General features: G+C 71.7%; 26 protein-coding genes. 10 read left to right on the top strand and 16 right to left on the bottom strand.

Features of this window, described 5'->3' with window-relative positions:
- Positions 1 to 25: 25 nt before the first annotated feature.
- The 4 genes from E6W39_RS04865 to E6W39_RS04855 all read right to left on the bottom strand — a co-directional run bounded on the left by E6W39_RS04865 (position 26) and on the right by E6W39_RS04855 (position 2,448).
- Positions 26 to 475: an SRPBCC family protein gene (locus E6W39_RS04865; protein WP_141632431.1), complete on the bottom strand. Its 450-nt coding sequence runs from the start codon at positions 473 to 475 to the stop codon at positions 26 to 28.
- A gap of 4 nt (positions 476 to 479) precedes the next feature.
- Positions 480 to 641, bottom strand: a complete 162-nt coding sequence (locus E6W39_RS39085; RefSeq protein WP_180356783.1) for a hypothetical protein — start codon at positions 639 to 641, stop codon at positions 480 to 482.
- Positions 642 to 749: 108 nt separating this feature from the next.
- Positions 750 to 1,448 (bottom strand): transcriptional regulator, encoded by a 699-nt coding sequence (locus E6W39_RS04860; protein ID WP_141632430.1) that lies wholly within the window; start codon positions 1,446 to 1,448, stop codon positions 750 to 752.
- A gap of 91 nt (positions 1,449 to 1,539) precedes the next feature.
- On the bottom strand, positions 1,540 to 2,448 hold the full coding sequence (locus E6W39_RS04855) for a glutaminase (protein WP_141637548.1): 909 nt from the start codon (positions 2,446 to 2,448) through the stop codon (positions 1,540 to 1,542).
- Between the two features lie 79 nt (positions 2,449 to 2,527).
- Between E6W39_RS04855 and E6W39_RS04850 the strand changes: the two genes are divergently transcribed.
- Together E6W39_RS04850 and E6W39_RS04845 are read left to right on the top strand one after the other, a co-directional pair.
- Positions 2,528 to 3,394 (top strand): Fpg/Nei family DNA glycosylase, encoded by an 867-nt coding sequence (locus tag E6W39_RS04850; RefSeq protein WP_141632429.1) that lies wholly within the window; start codon positions 2,528 to 2,530, stop codon positions 3,392 to 3,394.
- An 81-nt stretch (positions 3,395 to 3,475) separates the two neighbouring features.
- Positions 3,476 to 5,113: an AMP-binding protein gene (locus E6W39_RS04845; protein ID WP_141632428.1), complete on the top strand. Its 1,638-nt coding sequence runs from the start codon at positions 3,476 to 3,478 to the stop codon at positions 5,111 to 5,113.
- Here the strand turns inward: E6W39_RS04845 and E6W39_RS04840 are convergent.
- Entirely contained in the window at positions 5,110 to 7,185 is a 2,076-nt protein-coding gene (locus tag E6W39_RS04840; RefSeq protein ID WP_141632427.1) for an elongation factor G-like protein EF-G2, read from the bottom strand. The genes E6W39_RS04845 and E6W39_RS04840 overlap by 4 nt on opposite strands.
- A 281-nt stretch (positions 7,186 to 7,466) precedes the next feature.
- Between E6W39_RS04840 and E6W39_RS04835 the strand changes: the two genes are divergently transcribed.
- Entirely contained in the window at positions 7,467 to 7,802 is a 336-nt protein-coding gene (locus E6W39_RS04835) for a PqqD family peptide modification chaperone (protein WP_141632426.1), read from the top strand.
- A gap of 13 nt (positions 7,803 to 7,815) precedes the next feature.
- Here E6W39_RS04835 and E6W39_RS04830 read toward each other — a convergent pair whose 3' ends face one another.
- The 3 genes from E6W39_RS04830 to E6W39_RS04820 all read right to left on the bottom strand — a co-directional run bounded on the left by E6W39_RS04830 (position 7,816) and on the right by E6W39_RS04820 (position 10,073).
- Positions 7,816 to 8,301, bottom strand: a complete 486-nt coding sequence (locus tag E6W39_RS04830; RefSeq protein WP_141632425.1) for a GNAT family N-acetyltransferase — start codon at positions 8,299 to 8,301, stop codon at positions 7,816 to 7,818.
- A 59-nt stretch (positions 8,302 to 8,360) separates the two neighbouring features.
- On the bottom strand, positions 8,361 to 8,675 hold the full coding sequence (locus tag E6W39_RS04825) for a DUF6191 domain-containing protein (RefSeq protein ID WP_141632424.1): 315 nt from the start codon (positions 8,673 to 8,675) through the stop codon (positions 8,361 to 8,363).
- 132 nt (positions 8,676 to 8,807) lie between these two features.
- Positions 8,808 to 10,073 carry an MFS transporter gene (locus E6W39_RS04820; protein ID WP_141632423.1) on the bottom strand — a complete coding sequence of 422 codons (1,266 nt, stop codon included), beginning with the start codon at positions 10,071 to 10,073 and terminating at the stop codon, positions 8,808 to 8,810.
- A 302-nt stretch (positions 10,074 to 10,375) separates the two neighbouring features.
- On the opposite strand from E6W39_RS04820, the gene pqqB reads away from it, so the two are divergent.
- On the top strand, positions 10,376 to 11,272 hold the full coding sequence (gene pqqB, locus E6W39_RS04815; protein ID WP_141632422.1) for a pyrroloquinoline quinone biosynthesis protein PqqB: 897 nt from the start codon (positions 10,376 to 10,378) through the stop codon (positions 11,270 to 11,272).
- 133 nt (positions 11,273 to 11,405) lie between these two features.
- Here the strand turns inward: pqqB and E6W39_RS04810 are convergent, their stop codons facing one another.
- The 3 genes from E6W39_RS04810 to E6W39_RS04800 form a co-directional block, all read right to left on the bottom strand.
- On the bottom strand, positions 11,406 to 11,924 hold the full coding sequence (locus E6W39_RS04810; RefSeq protein ID WP_141632421.1) for a GNAT family N-acetyltransferase: 519 nt from the start codon (positions 11,922 to 11,924) through the stop codon (positions 11,406 to 11,408).
- Complete coding sequence (locus tag E6W39_RS04805) at positions 11,921 to 12,760, bottom strand: class I SAM-dependent methyltransferase (RefSeq protein WP_141632420.1); 840 nt, start codon at positions 12,758 to 12,760, stop codon at positions 11,921 to 11,923. The genes E6W39_RS04810 and E6W39_RS04805 overlap by 4 nt, the downstream gene beginning before the upstream one ends.
- A 169-nt stretch (positions 12,761 to 12,929) precedes the next feature.
- Complete coding sequence (locus tag E6W39_RS04800; protein WP_141632419.1) at positions 12,930 to 13,817, bottom strand: LLM class flavin-dependent oxidoreductase; 888 nt, start codon at positions 13,815 to 13,817, stop codon at positions 12,930 to 12,932.
- Positions 13,818 to 13,943: 126 nt separating this feature from the next.
- Between E6W39_RS04800 and E6W39_RS04795 the strand changes: the two genes are divergently transcribed.
- Entirely contained in the window at positions 13,944 to 14,402 is a 459-nt protein-coding gene (locus E6W39_RS04795) for a MarR family winged helix-turn-helix transcriptional regulator (RefSeq protein WP_141632418.1), read from the top strand.
- Positions 14,403 to 14,409: 7 nt separating this feature from the next.
- Here E6W39_RS04795 and E6W39_RS04790 read toward each other — a convergent pair whose 3' ends face one another.
- Positions 14,410 to 15,519 (bottom strand): M48 family metallopeptidase, encoded by a 1,110-nt coding sequence (locus E6W39_RS04790; protein WP_141632417.1) that lies wholly within the window; start codon positions 15,517 to 15,519, stop codon positions 14,410 to 14,412.
- A 486-nt stretch (positions 15,520 to 16,005) separates the two neighbouring features.
- Between E6W39_RS04790 and helR the strand changes: the two genes are divergently transcribed.
- From helR to E6W39_RS04775, 3 genes are all read left to right on the top strand, one after another.
- Complete coding sequence (gene helR, locus E6W39_RS04785; protein ID WP_141632416.1) at positions 16,006 to 18,180, top strand: RNA polymerase recycling motor ATPase HelR; 2,175 nt, start codon at positions 16,006 to 16,008, stop codon at positions 18,178 to 18,180.
- A 421-nt stretch (positions 18,181 to 18,601) separates the two neighbouring features.
- Positions 18,602 to 20,287: an NRAMP family divalent metal transporter gene (locus tag E6W39_RS04780; RefSeq protein WP_220140164.1), complete on the top strand. Its 1,686-nt coding sequence runs from the start codon at positions 18,602 to 18,604 to the stop codon at positions 20,285 to 20,287.
- Positions 20,288 to 20,329: 42 nt separating this feature from the next.
- Positions 20,330 to 21,610, top strand: a complete 1,281-nt coding sequence (locus E6W39_RS04775) for a threonine synthase (RefSeq protein ID WP_228717971.1) — start codon at positions 20,330 to 20,332, stop codon at positions 21,608 to 21,610.
- Positions 21,611 to 21,663: 53 nt separating this feature from the next.
- On the opposite strand, the gene E6W39_RS04770 is transcribed toward E6W39_RS04775, so the two are convergent.
- Together E6W39_RS04770 and E6W39_RS04765 are read right to left on the bottom strand one after the other, a co-directional pair.
- Positions 21,664 to 22,278 carry a DUF3885 domain-containing protein gene (locus E6W39_RS04770; protein ID WP_228717970.1) on the bottom strand — a complete coding sequence of 205 codons (615 nt, stop codon included), beginning with the start codon at positions 22,276 to 22,278 and terminating at the stop codon, positions 21,664 to 21,666.
- On the bottom strand, positions 22,275 to 22,835 hold the full coding sequence (locus E6W39_RS04765; RefSeq protein WP_141632415.1) for a DinB family protein: 561 nt from the start codon (positions 22,833 to 22,835) through the stop codon (positions 22,275 to 22,277). The genes E6W39_RS04770 and E6W39_RS04765 overlap by 4 nt, the downstream gene beginning before the upstream one ends.
- Positions 22,836 to 22,931: 96 nt before the next feature.
- On the opposite strand from E6W39_RS04765, the gene E6W39_RS04760 reads away from it, so the two are divergent.
- Together E6W39_RS04760 and E6W39_RS04755 are read left to right on the top strand one after the other, a co-directional pair.
- A complete protein-coding gene (locus E6W39_RS04760; RefSeq protein WP_141637544.1) occupies positions 22,932 to 23,183 on the top strand; it encodes a hypothetical protein in 252 nt (83 codons plus the stop codon).
- Between the two features lie 94 nt (positions 23,184 to 23,277).
- Positions 23,278 to 24,249, top strand: coding sequence for a DMT family transporter (locus E6W39_RS04755; protein ID WP_141632414.1), 972 nt, complete (start codon positions 23,278 to 23,280; stop codon positions 24,247 to 24,249).
- Positions 24,250 to 24,444: 195 nt separating this feature from the next.
- Here the strand turns inward: E6W39_RS04755 and E6W39_RS04750 are convergent, their stop codons facing one another.
- Both E6W39_RS04750 and E6W39_RS04745 read right to left on the bottom strand, forming a co-directional pair.
- A complete protein-coding gene (locus E6W39_RS04750; protein ID WP_141632413.1) occupies positions 24,445 to 25,134 on the bottom strand; it encodes an SDR family NAD(P)-dependent oxidoreductase in 690 nt (229 codons plus the stop codon).
- Between the two features lie 143 nt (positions 25,135 to 25,277).
- Entirely contained in the window at positions 25,278 to 25,982 is a 705-nt protein-coding gene (locus E6W39_RS04745) for a Clp protease N-terminal domain-containing protein (protein ID WP_141632412.1), read from the bottom strand.
- Positions 25,983 to 25,994: the final 12 nt, after the last annotated feature.

Raw genomic sequence — 25,994 nt, 5'->3', positions numbered from 1 at the left:
CGCTCGACCTGGTGGCCGGCGTCGGTCAGGGGCCGCCCGGGACGGGGCGGTCGGACTCGACCAGCTGCTTGAAGTGTTCGAGGTCGCCGCGCACGGTCCGCTCGATCGCCCCGGACTGGGCGAAGCCGCGCGGGCCGCCATAGGTCTGGTGCACGGCATCCGGCTCGTACTCGAGCCGCACCTGCATCTGGGTCGAGCCGGCGTCCAGCTGCCGCAGCACCACCGTGCCGTTCAGATGGGCGCCGTCCATGGTGCGCCAGTTCATCACCTGGTCGCCGCCGCGGTCGGTGATCTCGGTCTCGAAGACCCGCTCCTGGCCGCGCACCTCGGTTTCGAGGTGGGCCCGGTGGTTGCCGTGGGCGTGGGCGTGCTTCACGCCGTCGACGAAGTCCGGGTACTGGTGCACCCGGTGCAGCTGCTCCCAGGCCACCTGCATCGGGACGTCTAGGTCGATCTGCTCTTCCAGCGTGTGCATCCGATCACTCCGGGTACTCGAAGGGGTCGCCTTCCGCGCGGGACTCGTCCTGCGCGTGCTTCACCTGTTCGGAGGTGACACCCTCCAGCAGAGTGGTGTCCTCCTGCTCCTTCTCCTTCGCCGGAGTGGCGTCCTCACCAGGCCGCTCCGGACTGACGGTGGGCATCAGAACCTCCGCGGTTCCGGCGGCCGACCGGGACGGTCCGCCGCGACACCTCCAGCCTGCGCCCGGTGACGCGACCCGGGCAACCAGAGCCGCCACCCGGGCGCGACCTCAGGCCAGGCCCAGTCCGGAGTCGACCGTCGGTTCGGCTGTGGGGGAGAGGCTGGCCAGGGTGTTCCAGAAGAGCAGCTCATAGGACTGCAGCAGGCGGCCGTAGCGGCGGCCCTCGGCGAGCTTGCCGGCGTCCAGCCCGCCCGCGGCCACCACCGCGATCGCCTCCTCCTCCAGCTCCGGCGCCGGGGAGGCGAAGAAGTCGAAGAACGCGCAGGCCTGGTCGGAGAAGCCGTAATGCCGGCGCAGCGCCGCCGCGGTGATCGCGCAGTAGCGGCCCCAGGCGTCGAAGTTGGCGGTGAGCGCGAGCACCGTGGCGACCGGCTCGCCGTTCAGCGCCAGCCAGGCCAGCTGCGCCGGGTAGGCCTGGCAGCCGGCCAGCGGCTCGCGGTCGGCCAGCTGCGGCTCGTCCAGGCCGCAGGCGGCGGCGAGCGGCGGCAGCTCCGCCAGGGCCTGGGCCTCGCCGGCCGCCAGCGTGGCGAAGTACGCCCCGGCGGGGGTGTCCGCGCAGCGGGCGGCGAGCACCAGCAGGCTGCGGCGGTCGCTGCGGATGATCCGGTACTCCTGGGCGGCCAGCTCGGCGATCAGCGAGACCGGCACCAGGCCCTGGTCGATCCGCGGCACCAGCCGGTTCTCCGATTCGGCGGGGGCCAGCTCCTGGCGGATCGTCAGCAGGGCCTCGCGGGGCGTCTGGATCATCGTCGGGAGCTCCTGGGTCGGCGCGTTCCGACCCAGGGTATCCGTCCGGTCGCGGTGCGTCAGTGCGAACGCCCGGCGTGTCGGCGGCGGCTCAGAAGACGGACCAGCCGGTGGCCGTGGTGAAGGCTTCGAGGGCGGCCACCGAGCCCACCGAGTTGCCGGCTCGGTCGAGGGCCGGGCCCCAGGCGCAGAGCGTGCCGCGGCCCGGGACGACGGCCAGGATGCCGCCGCCGACGCCGCTCTTGCCCGGCAGGCCGACCCGGTAGGCGAAGTCCCCGGCCGCGTCGTACGTTCCGCAGGTCAGCAGCACCGCGTTCACCCTCTTGGCGTCGCTGGCGGAGAGCAGCCGGCTGCCGTCGGCGCGCACGCCGTGCCGGGCCAGGAAGAGGCCGGCCAGGGCCAGGTCGCGGCAGCTGGCGGCGATCGCGCAGTGCTCGTAGTAGTGCTGGAGCACGGACTCGACCGGGTTCTCCAGATTGCCGTAGCTGGCGATGAAGTGGGTGAGTGCCGCGTTGCGGTGGCCGTGCTCGGCCTCGGAGGCGGCCACCAGGTGGTCGGTGTCCAGGTGCGGATTGCCGGACTCGTCGCGCAGGAACTCGCGGATCGCGGCACCCGCGTTGCCGGTCAGGCTGAGCAGCCGGTCGGTCACCACGATGGCGCCCGCATTGATGAACGGGTTGCGCGGAATGCCGTGCTCGGACTCCAGCTGCACCAGGGAGTTGAACGGCGTGCCGGACGGCTCCCGGCCGACCCGGTGCCAGATGGCGTCGCCGGTGGCCAGGGTCAGGGCCAGGGCGAACAGTTTGGAGATGGACTGGATGGAGAACGGGGTCTGCCAGTCCCCGGCGCCGTACACCTCGCCGTCCACGGTGGCCAGCGCCAGCCCGAAGGCGTTCGGATCCGCCGCGCCCAGGGCGGGTATGTAGTCGGCCACCCGGCCGGTGGCCAGCATCGGGCGGGCCGCCTCCACGGCCAGCTCGAGCTCAAGCGAGAAGTCCATCTGCTGATCTGACATATGGCCGACCCTTTCATGGCGTGGCGTCGCTGACCAGCGGCGATGGCCCGGCAGACTGGCTGGCGTGCCGGAGCTGCCAGAAGTCGAGGCGCTGAGCGCCTTCCTCACCGAGCACCTGGTCGGCCGGGAGATCGGGCGGATCCACCCGGTGGCGATCAACGTGCTGAAGACCTACGACCCGCCCGTCACCGCGCTCCAGGGGCGCACCGTCGACGCGGTGGGGCGGCGCGGCAAGTTCCTGGTGATCAGCGCGGGCGACCTGCACCTGGTGGTGCACCTGGCCCGGGCCGGCTGGCTGCGCTGGCAGCAGAAGCTGCCCGCCGCCCCGCCCCGCCCGGGCAAGGGCCCGCTGGCCCTGCGGGTACAGCTGGCCGACGATCCCGCGACCGGCTTCGACCTCACCGAGGCGGGCACCCAGAAGCGGCTGGCCGTCTACTGCGTCACCGACCCCGAGCAGGTGCCCGGCATCGCCCGGCTCGGCCCCGACCCCCTCGACCCGGCGTTCACCGCAACCGAGTTGCACCAGCTGCTGGCCGGGGAGAAGCGCCAGCTCAAGGGCGTGCTGCGGGACCAGAGCGTGTTGGCCGGCATCGGCAACGCCTACTCCGACGAGATCCTGCACGCCGCCAAGATGTCCCCGTTCAAACTGGCCGCCCGGCTCAGCGAGGCGGAGACCGCCACCCTCCACGCGGCGATCGGCGACACCCTGCGGGACGCGGTGGAACGCTCCCGGGGCCTGGCCGCCGGTGAACTGAAGGCCGAGAAGAAGACCGGGCTGCGGGTGCACGGCCGCACCGGACAGCCCTGCCCGGTCTGCGGCGACACCATCCGCGAGGTCTCCTTCGCCGACTCCTCCCTGCAGTACTGCCCGACCTGCCAGACCGGCGGCAAACCGCTGGCCGACCGGAGGTTCTCCAAGCTGTTGAAGTAATCCGTGGGGGACTGGTCACGGTCCGTCAGGTGTGGCAGCCTCGCAACCGCCAGCAGCAGCCCTCACCCCCGGAGCAGCACCATGCCCGTCGCCGCCCAGCCCAGCCACGCCCGCGGCCCCGTCGAACCGCCCCTGCTGACCGGCACCATCGGTGCCGACCTGGCCCGCACGGTGGCCGCGTTCGGCGATCGGGAGGTGCTGGTCGACGTCCCCAGCGGCCGGCGCTGGACCTACCGCCAGTTCAGCGCCGACACCGAGACGGTCGCCCTGGGCCTGCTGGCGCTCGGCTTGCGGACCGGCGACCGGGTCGGCATCTGGTCGCCCAACTGCCCCGAGTGGGTGCTGCTGCAGTACGCCACCGCGCGGATCGGCGCCGTCCTGGTCACCATCAACCCCAGCTACCGCACCCATGAACTGGAGTACGTACTGCGACAGTCCGGGGTGCGCACGGTGGTGGCGATGCCCGCCTTCAAGACCTCCGACTACGCCGCGATGCTCGCCGAGGCCCAGCCCGGCTGCCCCGAGCTGCGCGATGTGCTGCTGATCGGCGAGGACTCCTGGGAGCGGCTGCTGACGGCGGGCCGACAGGGTGACCCGGCCGAACTCGCGGCGATCGCCGAGCAGTTGACCGCCGACGACCCGATCAACATCCAGTACACCTCGGGCACCACCGGCTTTCCGAAGGGCGCCACCCTGTCGCACCGCAACATCCTCAACAACGGTTATTTCGTCGGGGAGTTGTGCGAATACACCGAGGCCGACCGGATCTGCGCACCGGTCCCGTTCTACCACTGCTTCGGCATGGTGATGGCCAACCTGGCCGCCACCTCGCACGGCGCCTGCGTGGTCATCCCGGCCCCCGCGTTCGACCCGGCCGCCACCCTGGCCGCCGTCGCCGCCGAACGCTGCACCTCGCTCTACGGCGTGCCCACCATGTTCATCGCCGAGCTCAACGACCCGAGCTTCGCCGAGCACGACCTGACCACCCTGCGCACCGGCATCATGGCCGGCTCACCCTGCCCCGCCGAGGTGATGAAGCAGGTCATCGAGCGGATGCACATGCGCGCCGTGTCGATCTGCTACGGCATGACGGAGACCTCCCCGGTCTCCACCCAGACCCGCAGCGGCGACAGCTTCGAGCAGCGGATCCACACCGTCGGACGGGTCGGCCCGCACCTGGAGGTCAAGGTCGTCGACCCGGTCAGCGGCGCCACCGTGCCGCGCGGCACCGTCGGCGAACTCTGCACCCGCGGCTACTCGGTGATGCGCGGCTACTGGAACGAGCCGGAGCGGACCGCCGAGGCCGTCGACGCGCAGGGCTGGATGCACACCGGCGACCTCGCGGTGATGGACCAGGACGGCTTCCTCACCGTCACCGGGCGGATCAAGGACATGGTGATCCGCGGCGGTGAGAACATCTACCCCCGGGAGATCGAGGAGTTCCTGCTCACCCACCCCGACATCCTGGACGCCCAGGTGATCGGCGTGCCCGACGAGAAGTACGGCGAGGAGCTGATGGCCTGGGTACGGCTGCGCCCCGGTGCCGCCGAGCTCACCCCGGACGCCCTGCGCGCCTTCTGCACCGGCAAGTTGGCGCACTACAAGATCCCGCGCCATCTGCACCTGGTCGACGCCTTCCCGATGACCGTCAGCGGCAAGGTCCGCAAGGTGGAGATGCGCGAGGCGGCGGTACGACTGCTGGCCGAGCAGAGCGACTAGTCGTCGGCCTTCGCCAGCTTGGCGGCCAGCGCGGCCGGCATCGGCTCGTAGCGCAGCGGGCTCCGGGTGAACGAGCCGGTGCCATGGGTCAGCGCCCGCAGATCGACCGCGTACCGGGTCAGCTCCAGCTCGGGCACCTCGGCCCGCAGCAGGCTCTGGCCCGGGCCGGCCGGCTCGGTGCCCAGAACACGGGCCCGGCGGACCGACAGGTCACTGAAGACCGGCCCCTGGTACTCGTCCGGCAGCAGCACCGCCACCTCGGCCACCGGCTCCAGCAGTCGGATCGCGGTCCGGGAGGCGGCGTCCCGCAGCGCCAGCGCCCCCGCCGACTGGAAGGCCGCGTCCGAGGAATCCACCGAGTGGGCCTTGCCGTCCACCAGCGTCACCCGCACGTCCACCAGCGGATGGCCGTCGCCCACGCCCTTCTCCAGCTGGGCCCGCACCCCCTTCTCCACCGAGGGGATGAAGTGCTTCGGCACCGCGCCGCCCACCACCTGGTCGACGAACTCGAACCCGGTGCCGCCCGGCAGCGGTTCCACCCGCAGCTCGCAGATCGCGTACTGCCCGTGCCCGCCGGACTGCTTGACCAGCCGGCCGTGCCCGGTCGCCGTGCCGCCGAAGGTCTCCCGCAGCGCCACCCTGTACGGTACCTGCGCCACCTGCACCCCGTGCTGCTCGGCCAGCTGGTGCAGCACCACACCGGCGTGCGCCTCGCCGGTGCACCAGAGGACCAGTTGACCGGTTGCCGGGTTCTGCTCGACCCGTACGGTCGGATCCTGCGCGGACAGCCGGGCCAGCCCCTGGGACAGCTTGTCCTCGTCGCTGCGGCTGTGCGCCTCGATCGCGATCGGCAGCAGCGGCTCCGGCAGGCTCCACGGCTCCAGCCGCTGCGGCGCCGCCGGATCCGACACGGTGTCACCCACCCGGGCCGAGGCCAGCTTGCCGACGCAGACCAGATCACCCGCCACCGCCCGGTCCATGGTGCGCTGCTGCTTGCCGAACGGGGAGGTCAGCCCGGCGGCACGCTCCTCCACCGGCTCGCCGTCCGGCCCGGCCACCAGCAGCGCCTCGTCCGGGTGCAGGGTGCCGGTGAAGATCCGGAGCAGGCTGAGCCGGCCGACATAGGGGTCGCCGGTGTTCTGGATCACCTGGGCGACCAGCGGGGCGTCAGGGTCGGGGCGCTGGTCGGCGGGCAGGGGTTCGGGCAGCGGGCGGTCCGGCGGCGCCGGGAAGGTCGAGACGATCAGGTCCAGCAGGTCCACCGCGCCGGTGCCGTCCTCGGTCAGCGGCAGCACGGGGTGGATCGAGTCGTGCAGCACCGCCCCGCGCAGGCCCCGGGTCAGCGCGCCGGAGTCCAGCTGCTCGCCGCCGAGGTAGGCCTCCAGCAGCTCGTCGTCCTCACCGGCGATCGCCTCCACCAGCCGCTCCCGGGCCGGCTCGGTCGGCGGCAGCGGGTCGGCCTGGCCGTGCGTCTCGCCGGAGAGCAGTTCGACCGTGCCGCGCATCCGGCCGTCGCTGCGCACCGGCAGGTCCATGGGCTGCACGGCGTCCGGGTTGCCGTCGGCGAAGGCCTGCTGACACGCCGCCAGCACCTCGTCGAAGTCGGCCCTGGCCGCATCCATATGGGTGACGGCGATGGCGCGGGGCAGCCCGGCCCGCGCGCACTCCTGCCAGAGCGCCAGCACCGGGCCGGTCACCGGGTCGGTCGCGGAGATGGTGAAGACCGCCGCGTCGGCGGCCCGCAGCGCGGCCCGCAGCTCACCGGCGAAATCGGCGTGGCCGGGCGGGTCCAGCAGGTTGATCTTGACGCCCCGCCACTCGACCGGGACCAGCGAGAGCCGCACCGAGCGCTGCTGCTGGTGCTCGATCTCCTCGAAGTCCGAGACGGTGCTGCCCTCGCTGACCTTGCCCGCTCTGGTGAGCGCACCCGCGGCCAGGGCCAGCGACTCGGTGAGCGTGGTCTTGCCGGAGCCGCTCACCCCGACCAGCACCACGTTGCGCAGCTCCTGCGGCCCCGACACGGCCGGTGCCTGAGCGGCGGCTCCGGTGCGGGACGTGGCGCGCTCGGACATCGCGGCTCCTCGGGGTGGCGCTGGGCGTTGGTGGGGCGTTCCACCGCCGAGCTTTCCACCGCCACCGGGAGGCGGCCATCGGGGCGCGCCGCAGGTGGGATCCGGAGCGCGCCGCAGGTGGGATCCGACGAGCAGAGGTGAGGTTCGTCGAGTCAGTCCGATTCGCTGATCAGATGACCGGGGTTCACTCGATCCGGCGATTGCGAGCGACCCGGTGCCTGGCTCAGGCTTGGGGGCGAGCTCTTCCATCCTCATCACCCTGAGAACGGTGGCAGTAGCCCATGGGCGAATGGTGCGGCCAGGCAGACGGCTGGGTGGGACGCGGGGCGTTGGCCCACCCGGTGGGCTGGCGGCTCGGGGTCGGCGTGCGACTGGGGCGCGACGAGGCGCGAGGGCTGCCCACCCTGCTCCTCTCCGAGGGCGCCCTGCCGCTCAACGAGACCGCCGCCGCCGTGCTGCGCCTGTGCGACGGCAGCCGGGGCGCCGCCGACATCACCGCCGCGCTGCTCGCCGAGCACCACTCGGTGGCCGGCGAGCAGGTGCTGGCCTTCCTGTCCGGCCTGGCCGAACAGGGCCTGATCGAGGGCACCTGCCTCGGGCCGGGCGGCTCCTGCTGACTCCTTGCGGCTCTCAGAGCCGATGGAACATCACATGCAGGCCGACCAGGCCGTGATCGGGGTGGTCGAAGGCCCCCGGCACCGTACCGATCACCTCGAACCCCAGTGACTTCCAGAGGTGCACCGCCGGTGCGTTGACCTCCACCACCGCGTTGAACTGGATCCCGTGGAACCCCTGCGCCCGGCACCACTCGACGACGTACTCACCGAGCGCCCGGCCCACGCCCTTGCCCCGGTGCGCCGGATCGACCAGGAACGAGGCGGTGCCGATGTGCGAGCCGCGGCCCGGCCGGTTCGGCCCCATCTTCGCCGAGCCCACCACCACGCCGTCCTCGACCGCCACCACGGTCTGCCCCGGCGCCTGCTCCATCCACCACGGCCGCGCCTCCTCCAGGCTCTGGCCCTCGGGGAAGGCATACGTCCGGCCCTCCGCCATGGTCAGGGCGTAGAACGGGTAGATGCTGGGCCAGTCCTCGGGGGACGCAACACGGATCTCCATGCGGGCCACCGTAGCCAGGTCAGGCCGGGTGCGGCACCCCATTTGCCGCGCCGGCTGCCTCAGGCGCGGGGCTTGCGGATGACGGCCCGGCCGGCCGCGAGGTCGATCCCGGTGCGCGGCGGAGCACCGTCCTGCTCATCGTCCCGCAGCACCAACTCAACACGGCGCTGCTCCAGTTGGGCCCGCTTGCCCGGGTAGAGCAGGGCATGCAGCTCCTCGGTCGCGACAGCCCCGGCACCCCGGCCCGGCTGCGGGCCGCCCGGCGACGGGTGCGCTCTGATCAGGGCTTTTCGGGCGATGGCGGAGACGAAGAACAGCACGGTTACCAAAGCCGGCAGGAGCAGGCCCCCGGCGACACCGAACAGAGCGCTCATGACAGGGCCAACGTCGCACGGGGACCTGATGTTCCAGGTCGGCCCCGATGTTCCAGGTTGACCGCAGGTCAGTCGGCGGCCCGGGCGCGGTCCGCCTCGTCCGCGAGGGAGGCGAGTGGGATGCCGCGCCCCCTATCCCTGGGCGGCCCGGCTGCGGTCGGCCCAGCGGACCAGCGGCGGCATCAGCAGCCCGGTGGTGACGAAGACGCCGCCCAGCAGCAGCCAGCCGGGCGTGCCCCAACTGATGCACAGCAGGCTCAGGATGGTGGGGGCCAGCACGTCGACGAGGCCGTTGGCGAGGCGGGAGACGCCCGCGTACTGGCCCTGCGCGTGCGCGGGAGCCAGGTGGTAGCGGAGCTCGAAGGCGCCTGCCGCCAGCCAGAGTTCGCCGATGGTGTGGGCGAGCGCGCCGAGCAGGAGCAGCAGCGCGGCGAGCCGGCCGGGCAGCCCGGTGGCCAGACCGACCAGTGCCAGCCCGACGAAGAACGCCCATCCCGAGCGCCGCCAGGAGCGAGCGGCCGCCGCGCTGTTCTCGACCCCGCGCCCCACCCTGACCTGCAGGACCACCACCAGGGCGGTGTTGAGCAGCGCGACGGCGCCGACGAACCAGCGCGGTGCGTGGGTGTGCCCGACGATCCACAGCGGGGTCGCGAAGAGCAGCACATCGCCCTGCAGCGAGGTGATCGCGTCCAGCACGGTGAACGCCAGGTAGGGGCGGTCGGTGAGCGCCGTACGCCGACCGGCGCCCGCCGGCCCCGGCACCGGCGGCACCGACGGCAGCCACCTGACGACCGCCGCGCTGGCGAGGAAGCTCACGGCATTGCCCAGCACCAGGCAGAGATAGGCGGTCCGGCTGTCGATCTGCACGACCAGACCGGCGAGCAGCGCGCCGACGCTGCCCGCGAGGTTCACGGTGGCACGCAGGTAGGCCCGGAACCTGGCCGGCCGTTCGCCCGCGAGCCCCCGCACCAGCGGCGCCCGCGCGGCCGAACTGGCCGACGTCGCCAACTGGGTGAGGCAGACCAGCAGCACGAACAGCCAGAACGAGCGGGCCAGCACCAGGGCGGCCATCGCGACCGCCTGGACCAGCAGGGTCAGCAGGTACACCTCGCGCGGCCCGCGCCGGTCCGCCAGCCGCCCGACCGGTATTCCCGACAGCAGCCCGACCAGCGCGCCGATCCCCATGCCGAGCCCCACCTGCACCACGGACAGCCCGACCGAGCGGGTGAAGAAGAGCGTGGAACTCAACGTGAAGACGGTGCTGCCGACCTGGTTGACGAAGGTCGCGCTCGCCAGCGTCCGGCGCGGTCCGGGCGGTAGCAGGACGCCGCGGGCGACCAGCCAAGGGGTGGGAGGATCCGGGTGAGTCGATGATGCGGCTGTCTGTGCGGCAGGCATGCTGAAGCGACCGTCCTCGCGCGGGAGAGTGAGCAGGGGGAGTAGCAGCTGAAGGTGGCTGCCGAGCGGCGAGTATGGCGGGGCGAGGACGGCCGGGTGAACCAGTTGCGAGCTGGGAAAACGTCACATCGCGGACGGGAACAGGGCGGTGGCCCGCAACCGTTGGACTCGGTGTGAAGGGCGCGGGCGGAAGGCGCTCCAACACGCCTGAATCGGGGCGAACCGTGACATGGTCCGGCTGGGGAGCATGGGGTGCCGTGGCGCCGGGTAGGCGGGAGGGAACGGTGCGGGAGGAGTAGACGGTGCGGGTTCGGGTGCTGGGGACGGCGGCGGGCGGCGGGCTGCCGCAGTGGAACTGCGGGTGCGGCCCGTGCGAGCGGGCGCGGGCGACGGGGCCCGGTGCCTGGCGGAGCCAGGAGGCGCTGGCGGTCAGTGTCTCCGACGACGCCTGGTACCTGGTGAACGCCTCACCCGACACCCGCGGCCAGCTGCTCGCCGTCCCCGACCTCGCCCCACCCGCCGGCACCAGGCGGACCCCGGTGCGCGGCGTCCTCCTCACCGACGGCGAACTCGACCACACCGTGGGCCTGTTCGCGCTCCGCGAGGGCGCCGCGCTGGACATCCACGCGCCCCAAGCGGTGCTCGCGGCCCTCACCGACGCCTTCCCGCTGCGCGGGCTGCTCGCCCCGTACGGCACGGTGCGCTGGCACCCGGTGCCGAGTGCTGGCGGTGAACTCCTGCTGGACGAGGGCCGGTTGGCCGTCAGTGCCGTGCCGATCAGCGACAAGCGGCCGCGCTACGCCGAGCAGTCGACGGCGGCCGGCCCGTGGGTGGTCGGCTACCGCCTCCGGGAGACCGCCACCGGCGCCACTCTGCTCTACGTGCCGTCACTGGCCCGCTGGCCCGACGAGCTCGACGCCCTGCTGGACGAGGCGCACTGCGCCCTACTCGACGGCACCTTCTGGACCGAGGACGAGATGGCCGCCATCCACCCTGGCAGCCGCACCGCAACCGCCATGGGCCACCTGCCGATCAGCGGCCCCGGCGGCACCCTGGCCCGGCTGCGCCCCGGCACTCGGGTGCTCTACACCCACCTCAACAACACCAACCCGCTGAGCGACCCCGACTCCCCGGCGCGGGCGGCCCTGGCGGCCGGTGGCGCCGAAGTGGCGGAGGACGGCCAGGAGATCGTCATCTGAGGCGGCCGCGCCGAGGCCGGTTCAGCTGGAGCGCCTGGCGGGGGCGTCGGCGGCCGGCATGGCCCGAGGTCGGTGGCGGCCGGCCCGGAAGTCGCTCTGGTCGACTTTCAGCGCTGGCCGGCCCGGCACTGCGTCAACCGCGCGCCAGTTGCCACCGGATCTCGCCGTCGTGCCACTGGTCGGTGGGGGCGAGCCCGGCCGAGGCGGCGACCTGGGCGGAGGCCTGGTGATCCGGATGGATGTGGGCGATGACGGTCCGCACGGCCTGCTCACCAAGCCAGTTGACCAGGCCCCGGGCGGCCTCGCCCGCAAAGCCCTGACCCTGCCAGGGAGTTCCCACCACCCAGGCGACCTCCGCGTGGAGTTCCTGGCGGTCGTCCACCGTGACCGTCGCTTGCACGGTACCCACCAGGCAGGCCTGGCCCCGCAGTTGGACGACCCAGTTGCACCAGACGACGGCCGGATCCGGCGAGCCGGCCACCAGGCGTTCATAGCGGGCCCGCAGCGCCGCCGGGGTGGCCGGCTCGCCGCCGATGAAGGTGTGCAGCGCCGGATCGGACAGCACTGCGGCCATCTCCTCGGCGTGCTCGACGCGCAGCGGCAGCAGTGTCAGCCGCTCGGTGTGGATGGGTTCGAGGCTGAGCAGGGTCATCGGGCGGCCTCGGGCTTGCGGCCGGCCGTGAGCAGATGGCCGCTGACGCCCAGCAGGGCCGGGTCCGACTCGGTGAGCCGCAGTGCGTCCAGGAGCGACTTCCGCTGGGCGGGGTCGTCCAGCCAGTCGGTGAGCGCGCCCATCAGCCAGCCGGCGCCCTCCACGCCGTACTGACCGAGCGGGGTGAGGCCGGCGGCGGTGAACTCGCCGACGATCTCGGCGGGTTGGTGGAAGTAGGCGGTGGTGAAGCCGGACTGCGGATTCTCGCTGCGCACTCGGCCGTCCCGGGTCGCGGCCTCGATGTAGGGACGGCGCTCCGGGTCGAACCAGCGGCCCTGGTTGAGGGTGTCATGGAGGCCGGCGAACCGGTTGATGGTCGCCGCCACCAGCAGGCCCCCGGGGCGCAGCACCCGGCGGGCCTCGGCCAGCGCCTGAGCGCGCTCGGCGGCGTCCGTGAGGTGGTAGAGCGGCCCGAGCAGCAGCACCACGTCGAAGGAGTCGTCCGCCGCCGCCAGCGCCCGGGCGTCGCCGAGCCGTGCGCGCACCCCCGCGAGCTCGCCGGCCTGCTCGACATGGAGCGGCACCGGGTCGACCAGCTCCACCTGGTACCCGGCGGCGGCCAGCCACTCCGCGTGGACCCCGCTGCCCCCGCCCACGTCCAGCACCCGCACCGGCGCGGGCGGCAGCAGTCGCCGCAGCACGTCCTGGGTGCGCAGCAGTTCCAGCAGGCCCGCGCCGGCCCGCAGCCGCCCATCCTCCCGGCCCTCCTGGTAGTAGCCGAGGATCTCCGGTGCGAGGGCCGGAGCGGCGCCGGCTCCCTGATCGAGGTTCATCATGATCGAACCCTGACGGACGGTGTGCGGATTCGGCAAGAGGATTCGCTGCGCACCGGTCCGGGCCTCCCCGGCAGGGCGGACTGGGGCTCGCTCTTGGTGCGGATGCCCTGGTGGGCGGCCCGTGGAACAGTGCGAAATGATTGGCCAGTTGGCAGCGGCGCGGTCCTGCCTACCGGCGGCGGGCGGCCGTTGCTGCTTGAAGCGGGGTGATCAGCTCATCGACCAGCCGGCGAGCGATGCCCGGGGGATAGGGGCTGCGCAGGCTGAGCACCAGGTGGGTGAAGCCGGCGGCGATCAGCTGGGCGAGGACGGCGCGGTCCCCGGCCGGGTCGTCGTAGGAGACGATGTACTGCACGGACCGGGTGATGGTGCCCGGGTCGCGGCCGATGGCGGCGCAGTGGGCGTCGAGGACTCGGCTGCGCTCGCGAAGGTGTTCGACGCTGTTGTGCGGCGGCCCGGGGATGTTCCAGATGTCGGCGTGCTCGGCGACCAGCCGCAGCAGGCGGGTTCCCCAGCCGCCGATCAGGACGGGCGGGCCGGGGTGCTGCACCGGCTTGGGCTGGTTGCGGTTGCCGGAGAGGGAGTTGTAGCGGCCGTCGAAGTCGAAGACGTCCTGGCTCCACATGCCGCGCAGGATCGCGAGGGTCTCCGCCAGCCGGGCGATGCCCTCGCCGGGTGGCACCAGGCTCAGGCCGTAGCCCGCGTACTCCGCGGCTGCGGGGTTCTCGCCCGCGATGCCGCCGGCTCCGGGCGGCTGCTGGGTGCCGCCGACACCGAGGCCCATGACCAGGCGTCCGCCGGAGATGACATCGAGGGTGGTCGCCATCTTGCCGAGCAGGGCGGGGTGCCGGAGCCGGTTGCTGGTGACCAGGTGCCCCAGACGGAGTCGGTCGGTTCGCGCGGCGAGGGCGCTGAGCAGGGTCCAACCCTCAAGGATGTCTCCGTCCTTGGGGCCGACGATGGGCATCAGGTGGTCCCACAGCCAGGCATCCGCGATCTCGGGAAGCTCGTCGGCCTCCTGCCAGACGCGGAGGATCTCCTGGTAGGGGACCCGCATGGGGGTGGTCTTAATGCCGAACATTAATGGCTGGTGGGAAGAATGGCTCATGGTTCGTCAGCTTAGCCAATCGTCAGTGCTCCTGACTATCTGTCGGGCGGATCAGAACTCGATACCCTTGCCGTCATGACCAGCGAGACGCCCCAAACCACCGCGAACGGCATCGACCAGCTCTCGACCCGCCTCGGCTACCTCCTCAAGCACGCCCACCTGCGGTACGCCGAGACGTCGGCCGAGGCACTGGCGCCACTCGGGCTCAACGGCCGAGAACTCGCCGCTCTCGCCGTGCTGGCCGAGGACGTCCCGCTCTCCCAGCTGGAGGCCGCCGGCCGGCTCGGCGTCGATCGCACCACCATGGTCGCGCTGGTGGACACCCTGGAGGCCAAGGGCCTGGCGGAGCGCCGCCGCAGCCCGCTGGACCGCCGCAAGAACGTCGTCCAACTCACCGAGCAGGGGCGGACGCTGCTGAACGACGCGGAACACGTGCGGCTGGCAGCCGAGCGCCGCTTTCTGGCGCCGCTGCCGGAGGAAGAGGCCGAGGCTCTGCTGCGAGCACTGCGGATACTCACCGCAATTGAGAGCTGACGTAGCGTCAGATGCCCAGCACCAGGATGGCCGTCCGCCAGCGCGAGTCCTCCAGCTCGGCGTGGATGACCGTCCAGTCGACCGTGTCGGCGAGGATGGTCGCCGCCTGCTCGGGGCGCTCGCTCTGCCGCCGGACCCGCAGGTGCGTCGGCGGATGCCAGGCATCGACCGCGGCCGCCTGGCGGATGGCGAGCCGACGGCGGCGCTCACGTTCCAGCTCCGGGACGGACGCCACCGAGTCGGCCAGCCCACTCCACAGCGCCTCCGCGATGTCCGCCGGGCGCGGCACCCCGCCGTGCCCGACGAGCGCGCGCTGCCGGAGCAGGTACGCGGCCGCGAGCTCCCCCAGGAACAGCGCGTCCAGCATCGCGGTGGCGGCCGAGGGGGAGGCGACGCGGACCGCCAGGTCGTCCGCCGCGTACTCCGCCTGTTGGCTACCGCGCACCAGCAGCCAGTGCAAGCAGTACCGAGCCAACCGCACCGGCAGCGCCACGAGCAGCAGCAGCCGATTGGCCAGCCCGTCCATCAGGGCGCGCTGCGCACTGCCGCGGATCTGAACCTGCACGGCGGCGGCGCTCATGACGTCGTCCCGATAGCCGGCCACTCCTGCGCTCCGCAGTCCGGCGTGCATCAACTCGTCGCCATGGCCCGGCGTCAGCAACCCGTACCAGGCGTCCAGGGTGTCCAGCGCCAACCGCAGCCACAGCCCGTGTCGCGGACTGCCGACCGCGCCGTGGCCGAGCTCCCGGGCCAGCATGGCGATGCGCTGCTGCGGAGTGAGTGCCGTCCAGAGCGCCAACCCGATGGTGAGCTCCACCTCTTGACGGATTCCCCGGCGGGCGTACGCGGTCAGGTAGCCGGCCTGCACCTGGAGCCGGTCGGGTCGCCGGACGCCCAACTCGCCGGCGATCCGCTCGATCAACTCATGCAGCTGCGGCGCTTCTTCGCGGGTCACCTGGGCGGCGTCCTCCCGGCGGCCGCCGAACCGCGGGCGCAGCAGCCAGACCAGGCCCGCGCCGACGACGCCCAGCGCCATCAGGATGATCTGCCCGGTCAGCAGCAGCCAGATCGAGCCGGCCGCGACCGCCAGCGTGACCAGGTGAACGAGTGACGCCAACACCGCCGCGGCCAAGTGACTGCCCGAAGTCCGGCCCGCTGAGCCGGACTTGGCCAACCGCGCGTACCACGCCTCGGCTTGCGCCAGTTCCCGCGCACGACGGTGGGCCGTGCGCCCGCTGACGGGCGGCTCGGCGAGGTTCCACTCGCAACTCGGGCACCAGTCGCTGTACCTGGGATCAGACTCGAAAGCGACGCCGCACTGTGGGCAGCTGCGCGTTGACACGGATTCCGTCACGGCGAGAGATCATGCCACCGGCTCGCGCTGTGAGCCCCCGCTTTGCGAACATCGGTACCAGCGAACAGAGCGGGGGCTATAGAAAAAAGCTCGACCCACTCCTCGCCACTCTTAATTTATACCGTGTGGGGGGCCTTGCGACAAGGCCCCGGTCATGGCGCACAATCGCTGATCCAAGCCGGGACCTGCAGAAATGCGAGGTTCACGGAATACCTGTGCTTTTGTCGGCCGATGAGCGGAGCTGCAGCGATGAATCCCCTGACCACCAGCGCGTTCGGGCTGCCCCAGCGGCTCGCCGCCAAGGCCGACCCGGCGCTGATCGCCGCCGATGAGAAGCACTTCGCCGCCATCGCGGAAAGCCTTGAGCAGGCCATCGCCGAACTGTCCGACCGCCTTGACGCGCTGCGCAAGGCGCCCGGCGGCGTCGGCCGGGAGGCGATGGACCGGGACACCGAGATCCACCGGCTGACCGGCCGTCTGCGCGCCCTGCGCCGCTTCGGCCTGGACCTGTGCCTCGGCCACATCGTCAGCGCGGACGACCCCGAGCCCGTGTACATCGGGCGACTCGGCCTCACCGACAGCGACGGCCGGCGGCTGCTGCTCGACTGGCGCTCGCCGGCGGCCGAGCCGTTCTTCGCGGCGACCCACGCCAACCCGACGGGCCTGGCGAGCCGCCGGCGCTACCGCTGGACCCGCGGCCGGATCACGGACTACTGGGACGAGGTGTTCACCGCCGAAGGGCTCGAAGGGCGCGCCGCACTCGACGACCAGTCCGCCTTCATCGCCAGCCTGGGCACCAACCGTTCGGCCCGGATGCGGGATGTGCTCGCCACCATCCAGGCCGACCAGGACGCCATCATCCGGGCCGGCTCCCGGGGCGCCCTGGTCGTCGACGGCGGACCGGGCACCGGCAAGACCGTCGTCGCCCTGCACCGCTCCGCCTACCTGCTGTACGCAGACCCGCGCCTCGGCCACCAGCACCGCGGCGGCGGCGTGCTGTTCGTCGGCCCGCACCAGCCCTACCTGGCCTACGTGGCCGACGTCCTGCCCAGCCTCGGCGAGGAGGGCGTGCAGACCTGCACCGTGCGCGACCTGGTCACCGAGGGAGCGAAGGCGGCGATCGAGTCCGACCCGGAGGTGGCCCGCCTGAAGGCGTTCGCCGACCTGGTGAAGGCGATCGAGAAGGCCGTCAGGTTCTACGAGGAGCCGCCCAGCGAGGGCATGACGGTCAGCACCGACTGGTCCGACCTCTGGCTCGGCCCCGACGACTGGGCCGAGGCGTTCGAGGCGGCGGAACCGGGCATCCCGCACAACGAAGCGCGTGACCTGATCTGGGAGGCCCTGGTCACGATCCTGCTGGACAAGCACGGTGACGACGACGGCGACATCTCGCGCAACGCGTTCCGCAGGTCGCTGCTGCACGACGCGGAGCTGGTCACGACCCTCAACCGCGCCTGGCCGCTGCTCGAAGCCGCCGACCTGGTCGGGGACTTGTGGACGGTGCCCGCCTACCTGCGGATGTGCGCCCCCTGGCTGAGCCCGGACGAGGTGCGCAAGCTGCGGCGCGCGGACGGCCAGGCCTGGACGGTGTCCGACCTGCCGCTCCTGGACGCCGCCCGGCAGCGGCTCGGCGACCCCGCGGACGTCCGGCGCAAGCGCCGCCAGGAGGCCGCGGTCGCCGCCGAACGCGCACGGATGGCCGATGTCATCGAGCACATCGTCCAGGCCGATGACGACGGTGAGGGCGCGGTGACCATGCTGCGCGGGGCCGACCTGCAGAGCACGCTGATCGACGAGACCGCGCTGCCCACCGCCGACCCGGACCGGCTGGCCGGCCCGTTCGGGCACATCGTCGTCGACGAGGCGCAGGAACTGACCGACGCGGAGTGGCAGATGCTGCTGATCCGCTGCCCGTCCCGGAGCTTCACCATCGTCGGGGACCGCGCCCAGGCCAGGCACGGGTTCGCCGAGTCGTGGCAGGACCGGCTGGAGCGGATCGGGCTCGACCGGGTCGACGTGGCGACCCTGAGCGTCAACTACCGGACGCCGGAAGAAGTGATGACGGAGGCCGAGCCGGTCATCCGGGCGGCCCTCCCGGACGCCAATGTGCCGACCTCGATCCGACGCAGCGGAATTCCCGTGCGGCACGGCTCCATTGCGGAGCTGGACGCGATCCTCGACAGCTGGCTCGCCGAGCACGCCGAAGGCGTCGCCTGCGTGATCGGCACCGGTGACAACGGAGTCGGTGCGTTCCAGGAGACCTCCCGGGTCCGGTCGCTGTCCCCGGAGCTGTCGAAGGGGCTGGAGTTCGACCTGGTCGTCCTCATCGACCCGGAGACCTTCGGCGCGGGCATCGAAGGGGCCGTCGACCGCTATGTCGCGATGACCCGGGCGACCCGGCAACTGGTCATCCTCACCAGCTGACGTCTGCCGGCTCAAGCGCCACCCCGACTGCACGGCCCATCTCGCGGACTGCTATGGCGCTTTGACACCGCTGGCCTGACCCACCTGACCCTTGCGGCAGGTTCGCAGCTTGGAGCGCCGAGTTCCAATTCCAATGGGAAGCAACTGAATCCCCCATCGTTGACCGCCGTTTTCTCCCGCCCCTACCATGAACTCCATCCCCGCCACGAGTGAGTGCAGCACGCTTCCGCAAGCCGGTGCTGCCTGCCGCTGACGACTTCACCCAGGCCGGTTCTCGTCCTCCCAGGCAGGGGCACCCTTCTCGTCCTCCCGAGTAGGGCCGACCCTCCCGGAGACCCGGCTCCGCCGCGACCGATCCGCCGACCGGCACCGATCGCGGGCCCAATCAGCTTGTGTCGCGCTGACCTTGGAGTGGAGCAACGTGACGACAGACGATCCCGGCCGACTGCCCGCTTCCGGCGCACCGGCCGGAACCCTCGACTCCTCGGCCCCGGACGGCGGCCAGAACCGCGACATCATCGGAGCACTCGGGAGCATCCCGTCGGCCGAGACCGGGCGGACTCCCTCGCGGCGCAAGCGGTTGCGGATGCTGCTGGCCGTGCTCGGCCCCGGCCTCATCGTGATGGGCGGCGGCAACGACGCCGGCGGCGTGCAGGTCTACCTGCAGATGGGCCAGAACTACGGCATGGGCCTGCTCTGGGTCCTGGTGCTGCTCTTCCCGATCCTGTACGTCAACCAGGAGATGGTGATCCGGCTCGGTGCGGTCTCCGGTGTCGGCCATGCCAGGCTGATCTTCGCCAGGTTCGGCAGGTTCTGGGGCACCTTCTCGGTCATCGACCTGCTGATCATCAACGCCGCCACCGTGATGGCCGACTTCCTCGGACTCTCCCTGGCGCTCGGCTACTTCGGCGTACCGGACTACATCGCCGTCCCGGCGTCCGTGGTGCTGCTGTCGCTGGCCATCGCCGGCGGCACCTTCCGCATCTGGGAACGCTTCATGGTGTTCCTGGTGGTCGTCAACCTGGCGGCTCTCCCCATGGCGTTCCTGGTCAACCCCTCGGCCGCCACCACCGCCGCCGGGTTCGTGCCCAACCTGCCCGGGGGAGTGAACAGCACCCTGCTGCTGATCATCATCGCCATCGTGGGCACCACCGTCGAGCCCTGGCAACTCTTCTTCCAGCAGTCCAGCATCGTCGACAAGCGCATCACCCCGCGCTGGATCCGCTACGCGCGCATCGACCTGGGCGCCGGCATCCTGATCGAACTCGCCGCCGCCCTCGCCCTGCTGGTGGCCACGGCGTTCGGACTCGGCCACACCGACGCCTTCGGCAACTTCGACACCATCGGCAGCACCGCCCACGCCCTGGACCGCTACGTCGGCCACGGCATCGGCGCCCTGGTCGCCCTGGCCACCCTCGACGGCTCGCTGATCGGCGCCAATCTGGTCGGACTGACGACCAGTTACACCCTCGGCGACGTCTTCCCGAGCATGCGGCACTCGCTGCACTGGAAGCCTCGCCAGGCCCCGCTGTTCTACGGCAGCTACGCCGTCCTGCTCGCCGGCTGCGCCGCGCTGGTGCTCACCGCCGGCGACGCGATGGGCACGTTCATCGACTACATCGAGGCCCTCAACGGCGTGCTACTGCCATCCGCCGTGGTCTTCCTGCTGCTGCTCGCCAATGACAAGGCGGTGCTGGGGCCCTGGGTCAACACCGCGCGGCAGAACGCGGTGGCCGGGCTGATCGTCTGGGCGGTCACCACCTTCTCGCTGGCCCCCGTCGTCACCACCTTCTACCCCGACATCACAACCCATCAGATCCTGCTGGGAATTGCGGGCTGCTCGATCCTGGGCGTGCTGACCGCCGCCGTGCTGTGGTGGCGTCGACCCCGCCCGTCCGCCGAGCACCGCCCCGCCGGGGTCGACAGGCGCCAGCGGCGCGAACAACTCGCCGAACGCCGCGCCGCCTGGCGCACCCCGCCCCTCGACACTCTCAAGCGCCCCGAGATGAGCCCGGGCCGCCGCGTCGGCCTCCTGACTCTGCGCGGCTACCTGGTCTTCTCCGTCGCCGTGCTGGTGATCAGGCTGGTACAGCTGGTGAGCGGATGACTGTCGCAGGTGCCCGTGGCGGGCGGGGGATAGGCTCAACGGGTGGCTACAGACACCTCGTTGGCAGCAGAAGCATCTCTGGCAACCGCGCAGCGATCGCTGGGGGATCCGGGCATCAGCTATCCGCTCTGGCCCCCGCTGACCGCCGGCTGCCCGCGTACCAGCACGGATGACGTCTCCTACCCGGTCGAGGTCGACTACGCCTACGACCGGGCCGACCCCGCGCTGTTCTCCACGGGCGGAGGCGTGGGGCGGGGCAGCGGGCTGGACCGCTGGGCACCGCTGCTCCCGCCGCTGGCCGCACCGGGCCTCGCCGAAGGCGGCACACCGCTCATCGAGCTCGAACCCGGGGTCTTCATCAAGGACGAGTCCCGCAACCCCACCTGGAGCCACAAGGACCGCCTCAACCGCTGCACCACCAGCGCGGCCGTGGCGGTCGGGGCGCCGGGCATCGTGGTGGCCTCCTCCGGCAACCACGGGGCATCAGCGGCCGCCTACGCGGCCCGCGCCGGCCTGCGGTGCGTCGTGATCGCGGGCCCGGAGCTGCCCCCAGCGGTCGACACGTTCCTCAACGCCTACGGCGCGGTGGTGCTGCCGGTGCCCTGGGAGGCGCGCTGGCCGCTGATGCGGCAGGTGGTCGAGCGGACCGGCCTGCACCCGGTCAGCAACCTCACCACCACACACACCGGGCACGCCTTCGGCCCCGAGGGGTACAAGAGCATCGCCTACGAGATCCACCTGGAACTCGGCGTGCCGGCAGCCGTGTTCGTGCCCACCGGCTACGGCGAACTCCTCTACGGCGTCTGGAAGGGCTTCACCGAACTGCGCCGCCTCGGCCTGACCGACCGCCTACCGCGCATGGTCGCCTGCGAGCCGGCCGCCGCCGCGCCGCTCGCCCAGGCGGTGCGCAAGGGCCTCCCGGCAGCACAGGTCACCGTGGAGCCGACCGAGGCCTACTCCATCGTCTCCCCGGTCAGCGGCTACCGCGGCGTGGTCGCCGTCCGGGACAGCGGCGGCCGGGCCCTCGAACTCACCGACGATCAACTCGCGGCCGCGCACGGTGAACTGGCCCGCGCCGGCCTGTGGACGGAACTCTCCAGCGCCGCCGGACTCGCGGGCCTGCGCGCTCTCGGAGTGGGGGCCGGAGCGCAGGCCGAAGCGGAGGTCGTCGCGGATGCCGCGGACTTCGACGGGCCGGTGGTGTGCCTGGCCACCTCCAGCGGATTCAAGGACCGCGGGGTGGGCGCCCGCACCACGGAGGTCATCACGCCGGAGTGGGAGGTTGTCTGCCGCAGGCTGCGAGCGGCCGGGATCCGGGACTGAGGACGCATTCGGGAACGCGGCCGCATCCGGGACTGCGGTCGTGGACGCGGCAGTCAGAGGCCGGCCGGGTGGCTTGAGAGCCAGTCGCCGTGCCGGTTGCGGAGTCGGTCGCGTTCCTCGGGCGTGGTGAGGAGCACATCGGCCCCGCCGTCGTAGGGGGCGTGGATGCGCCGCAACTCGGTGTCGGTGATCAGCACGCCCGCCACCTTGTCGTCGGCGACGTCGCGCAGCAGCTCGTCGAGGCAACCCCGCTGCCAGCGGCGGCGGATGGCGAAGAGATGGCAGTAGACGCGGAACTCCGGATCGTCGTCGTCCTCGGCCAGCACGCTCCGCCAGTAGCCGTCCTCCGGCTGGTGCGGCTGCTGCGGCGGGACGTCGGAGCCGTTCGTCCAGACCGGCGTGACCACGTAGACGTCCGTCCCGGCGAACAGTTCGTCGAGAACGGTGTTGTAGCGCCCCAGCACGATGGCGTACTCGCCCTCGTCCTCCGGATACCGCTTCGACTCCGGGAGGCTGTGGAACCGCACCCAGACATCCCGGTAGGGGCCGCGCAGTCGGTACGAGACAGGCAGGCAGTCGGGCCAGCGCCGCTCCCACAACCGCGTCAACGCGGCCTGCCCGCGCCCGGATCCCGGCGCCGGTTCGCCCCGGTGCGATTCGACCGTCACTGGCCCACCCGCCCGTCGACGCACTCGCGCAACAGGTCGGCCTGCCCGCAGTGACGGGCGTACTCCTCGATCCTGTGCACCATCAGTGACCGAATGGAGACCCCGTCCTTGCCCGCCCGCTCGCCCAGGTCCGGGAACTCGGCCAGCGCGGCGTCGGTCGCGGCCTGCTCGCGCTCCAGATCGGCGTACGCGGCGTCGACCACGGCCTGCTCGGCGACGGCTCCGTCGAAGTCCGCGTCGCGCTTGCCGTACAGCTTCGGCAGCGGGTCGGCATCGGTGAGCCAGTTGCGCCAGTCCCGTTCCACCTCGGCGAGGTGCCGGACCAGTCCGAGCAGCGACATCGTCGACGGCGGAACCGAGCGACGGGCCAACTGCTCCGCGTTCAGGCCCGCGCACTTCATCCGCAGGGTCAGCCGGTAGTTGGTCAGGTAGTCCAGCAGCGTGGCCAATTCGCCTTCCGGGTCCGGACCTTCGCTGTTGCGGGGGTCGTCGTCCGGATCGGCCCACATGTCGGGGTAGACGGTTGCCTGGGTCCAGCGCGCGGGTCGGTCACTCATGCTGCGCCATGCTGCTACGCAATGAGCCGGTCGCGCCACCGAGTTATCGCATGCGACCATGGGGTGGTGGAAACAGGCCTTCCCGACGGGTGGACGATGGAGCGGGTGCGCTCCGAATCAGGGGACTCGGAAGCGGTCCTGCTGTCCCTCGAACGGTTCGTCGTCATCGAGGAGTTCGGCCGGCACGACTACCTCCCACTCCAGCCTGACGTCATCCTCTCGTTCCATGGGCTGTGCCTGGTGCGAGCGGACGGGGAGTGGTGCATGGGCCAGCTCGGCGACGATGGCTCGATCATCTGCTGGGCCTCCTACGGGACCGAACTGGGCGAGGCCATCCGGGGGTTGTGAGCCGGGAGCGAGACGAAGATCCTCTTGCTGATCCGCACTGGTACGTTCATCCGCGGCGGAGCAACACCCATCGGCACGGAGGAGAGAACAACCCTTGCGGGAGAACCAGTCACGCGCCGGCCTGATCGACGTCCTGCTGCTGCTCGTGGCAGCCGTCTGGGGCTCCACCTACCTGGCCGTCAAGGAGCTCGTCACGCCCGCCACCGTCGTCGCCGTCCTCGCCCTGCGGTTCGTGGTCACCGCGGCGGCGATGCTGCCGCTCGCCCTGCGCAGGCTGCGGGGAGCCGGCCGGGGTGAGATCGTCACCGGGGCGCTGCTCGGCCTGATCCTCGCTGTGATCTTCGCGTTCGAGACCTTCGGCGTCGCCCACACCACCGCGACCAACGCCGGGCTCATCATCAGCCTCACCATCGTCATGACCCCGCTGCTGGAGAGCAGCGTGAGCCGTTCCTGGCTCCCCGCCCGGTTCTTCCTCGCCGCGGTGATGGCCGTGGTCGGCGTCGGCCTGCTGGCCTCCCGCTCCGGTCTGCACGCCCCGACCCTCGGCGACTGGCTGATCCTGGCCGCCGCGGCCATCCGCGCCGTGCACGTGACCGTGATGCACCGACGGTCCGCCGGGAAGGCGTACGACTCGCTCAGCCTCACCTTCATCCAACTCACCACGGCGGCCGTGCTGTTCTGCCTGGCCGGCCCACTGGTCCGAGGCTCCGCCGTGTCCCTCGCCACCCTCGTCTCCCGGCTCGGGCCGGTGCAGTGGGCCGATCTGCTCTACCTCGCGCTGATCTGCACGGTCTTCGCGTTCGTCGTCCAGACGTGGGCCGTACGCACCACCTCGCCCTCCCGGGTAAGCCTGCTGCTCGGGACCGAACCCGTCTGGGCGCTGCTGGTCGGCGTACTCCTCGGCGGCGACCACCTCGGGCTGTACGGCGCCATCGGCGCGGTCCTGATCGTGGTCGGCGCCGGATGGGGGCAGCGCATCGAGCGCCGGCACCGCGAAGGCCGGCAGGGTCAGCCGCCGGTGGTGAGCGAGGCGCCGGAGGACCAGGCGGCAGCGCAACCTGCCTGACCGGTGGCGGCCGCTCCGAGGGCTCCGGCGGCAGTATCAGTACCTGCTGTTACGGATCGGGCTCCCGTCCGCCAGGGTTCCTGACTCAAGGCCGTACGGGCCTACTTCTTGGTCACATCCGAAGAACCCGTGCGGCCGTTGTCACGTCACGGCCCTGGCCGGTGACATCCTGGACCGCATCGTAAACCTCGTCGCCTACCAGGCCAGAGGGCCCGCCGCGCCGAAGTAGCCGCCGGTCGGGCCGTCCGGCCCCAGCTGAGCCATCCGAACGATGATCTCGGCGCCCTGCTCGACGGTCTGTGTGCCCTCGTGCCGGTTCAGGTCCGTCGCGGTGTAGCCGGGCTCCACGGCGTTGATCCGCATCAGTGGGAACGCCTTGGCGAACTGCACGGTGAGCATGTTGACCGCGGTCTTGGAGGCCGGGTAGGCCACTCCCGGGTACCCCTTGCCGGCCAGGGCCAGCGACGCCGTGCCGCTGCTGACATTGACCACGACCGGGGCGGCGGAGCGTTCCAGCAGCGGCAGGAAGGCGTGGGTCACCCGGACCAGGCCGAAGACGTTGGTCTCGAACACCTCGCGCATCACATCGGCGGTCAGCTCCGCGGCGCCGATGATGTCGCCCTCCGGTGACCGCACCTCGATTCCGGCGTTGTTGACCAGCACGTCCAGGTTGCCGTCGGCCTCAATGGTGGCCACTGCGGCGGCGACTGACGCATCGTCGGTGACATCGAGTTGCACTAACCGGGCGCCGAGCTCGGCTGCGGCCGCCGCGCCCCGCTCGATGCTGCGCGCTCCCAGGTAGACGGTGTGGCCCGCGGCAATCAGGCGGCGGGCGGTCTCGTGGCCGAGGCCCTTGTTGGCCCCGGTGATCAAAGTGGTCGTCATGGGGCACAGCTTCCCTCCGGGATGATGCGATCGGCCAGTGGTTTACGAGGCGGTTCGCGACATTGCTCTACCAGCGCGCCGAGGCCCAGCGTGGTATCGCTTCACCAGTCTCGAACCGCTCCGCCCGTCGGCTGACCGTTCCGCTACTCCTTGTCGCGTGCGGCGAGCCGCTTGGCGATCTCGGTCCTGACCGTCTCGTGCAGCTCGTCCGACGTGAAGCCGAGGTTGCGCAGGATCTGCGCGGCCGGGCTCTCCTCGGTGCGGATCAGGCCCAGCAGCGTGTGTTCCGTGCCGACCCAGTCGTGGCCGAGGTCGACCGATGAACGGCGTGCCTGCGTGATGGCCTCCTTGCTCTCCGGCCGGAACGCGATGTGACCGCGCAGCGCCTTCTCCCCGGCCGGCGGCAGCGCCTCCTCGATCGCGTCGCGGACGCGCTGCTCCGACCCGGCTTTCGCCACCAGCACCTGGTACGCCAGGCCCCGCGGTTCGCGGAGCAGGCCGAGCAGCATGTGCTCGGTGCCGATGAAGTCGTGCTTGTGCGTTCGGGCGGCCTCCTGGGCCAGCACGATGCTGTGCCGGTTCAGGTCGGTGAACCGCTCGAAGGCGGCGGGCGTGTGGCGTTGCTGAGCGGCCTGCTTGGACACGCCGATGGCGTCGCCGATCTCGGTCCAGGACGCGCCGGTCTGCTTGGCCTTGGTGACGTAGTGGTCGATGAGTTGGTCACCGAGGTCGGACAGCGTCTGAGCGCGCAGGCGCGCCTCGCTGATGCGGGCCAGTTCGTTGGCGTCGGGGAGCTCCTCGTCGAGGCGGGCGATCAGGTCGGCGAGGTTGATGTCGAGTGGGCTCATGCGTCAAGAGTA

The sequence above is a fragment of the Kitasatospora acidiphila genome, from assembly GCF_006636205.1.
In the GTDB taxonomy this organism is placed as follows: Bacteria; Actinomycetota; Actinomycetes; order Streptomycetales; family Streptomycetaceae; genus Kitasatospora; species Kitasatospora acidiphila.
The sequence above is the reverse complement of the archived record's forward strand: the minus strand, read 5'-3'. Positions and strand labels throughout refer to the sequence as shown.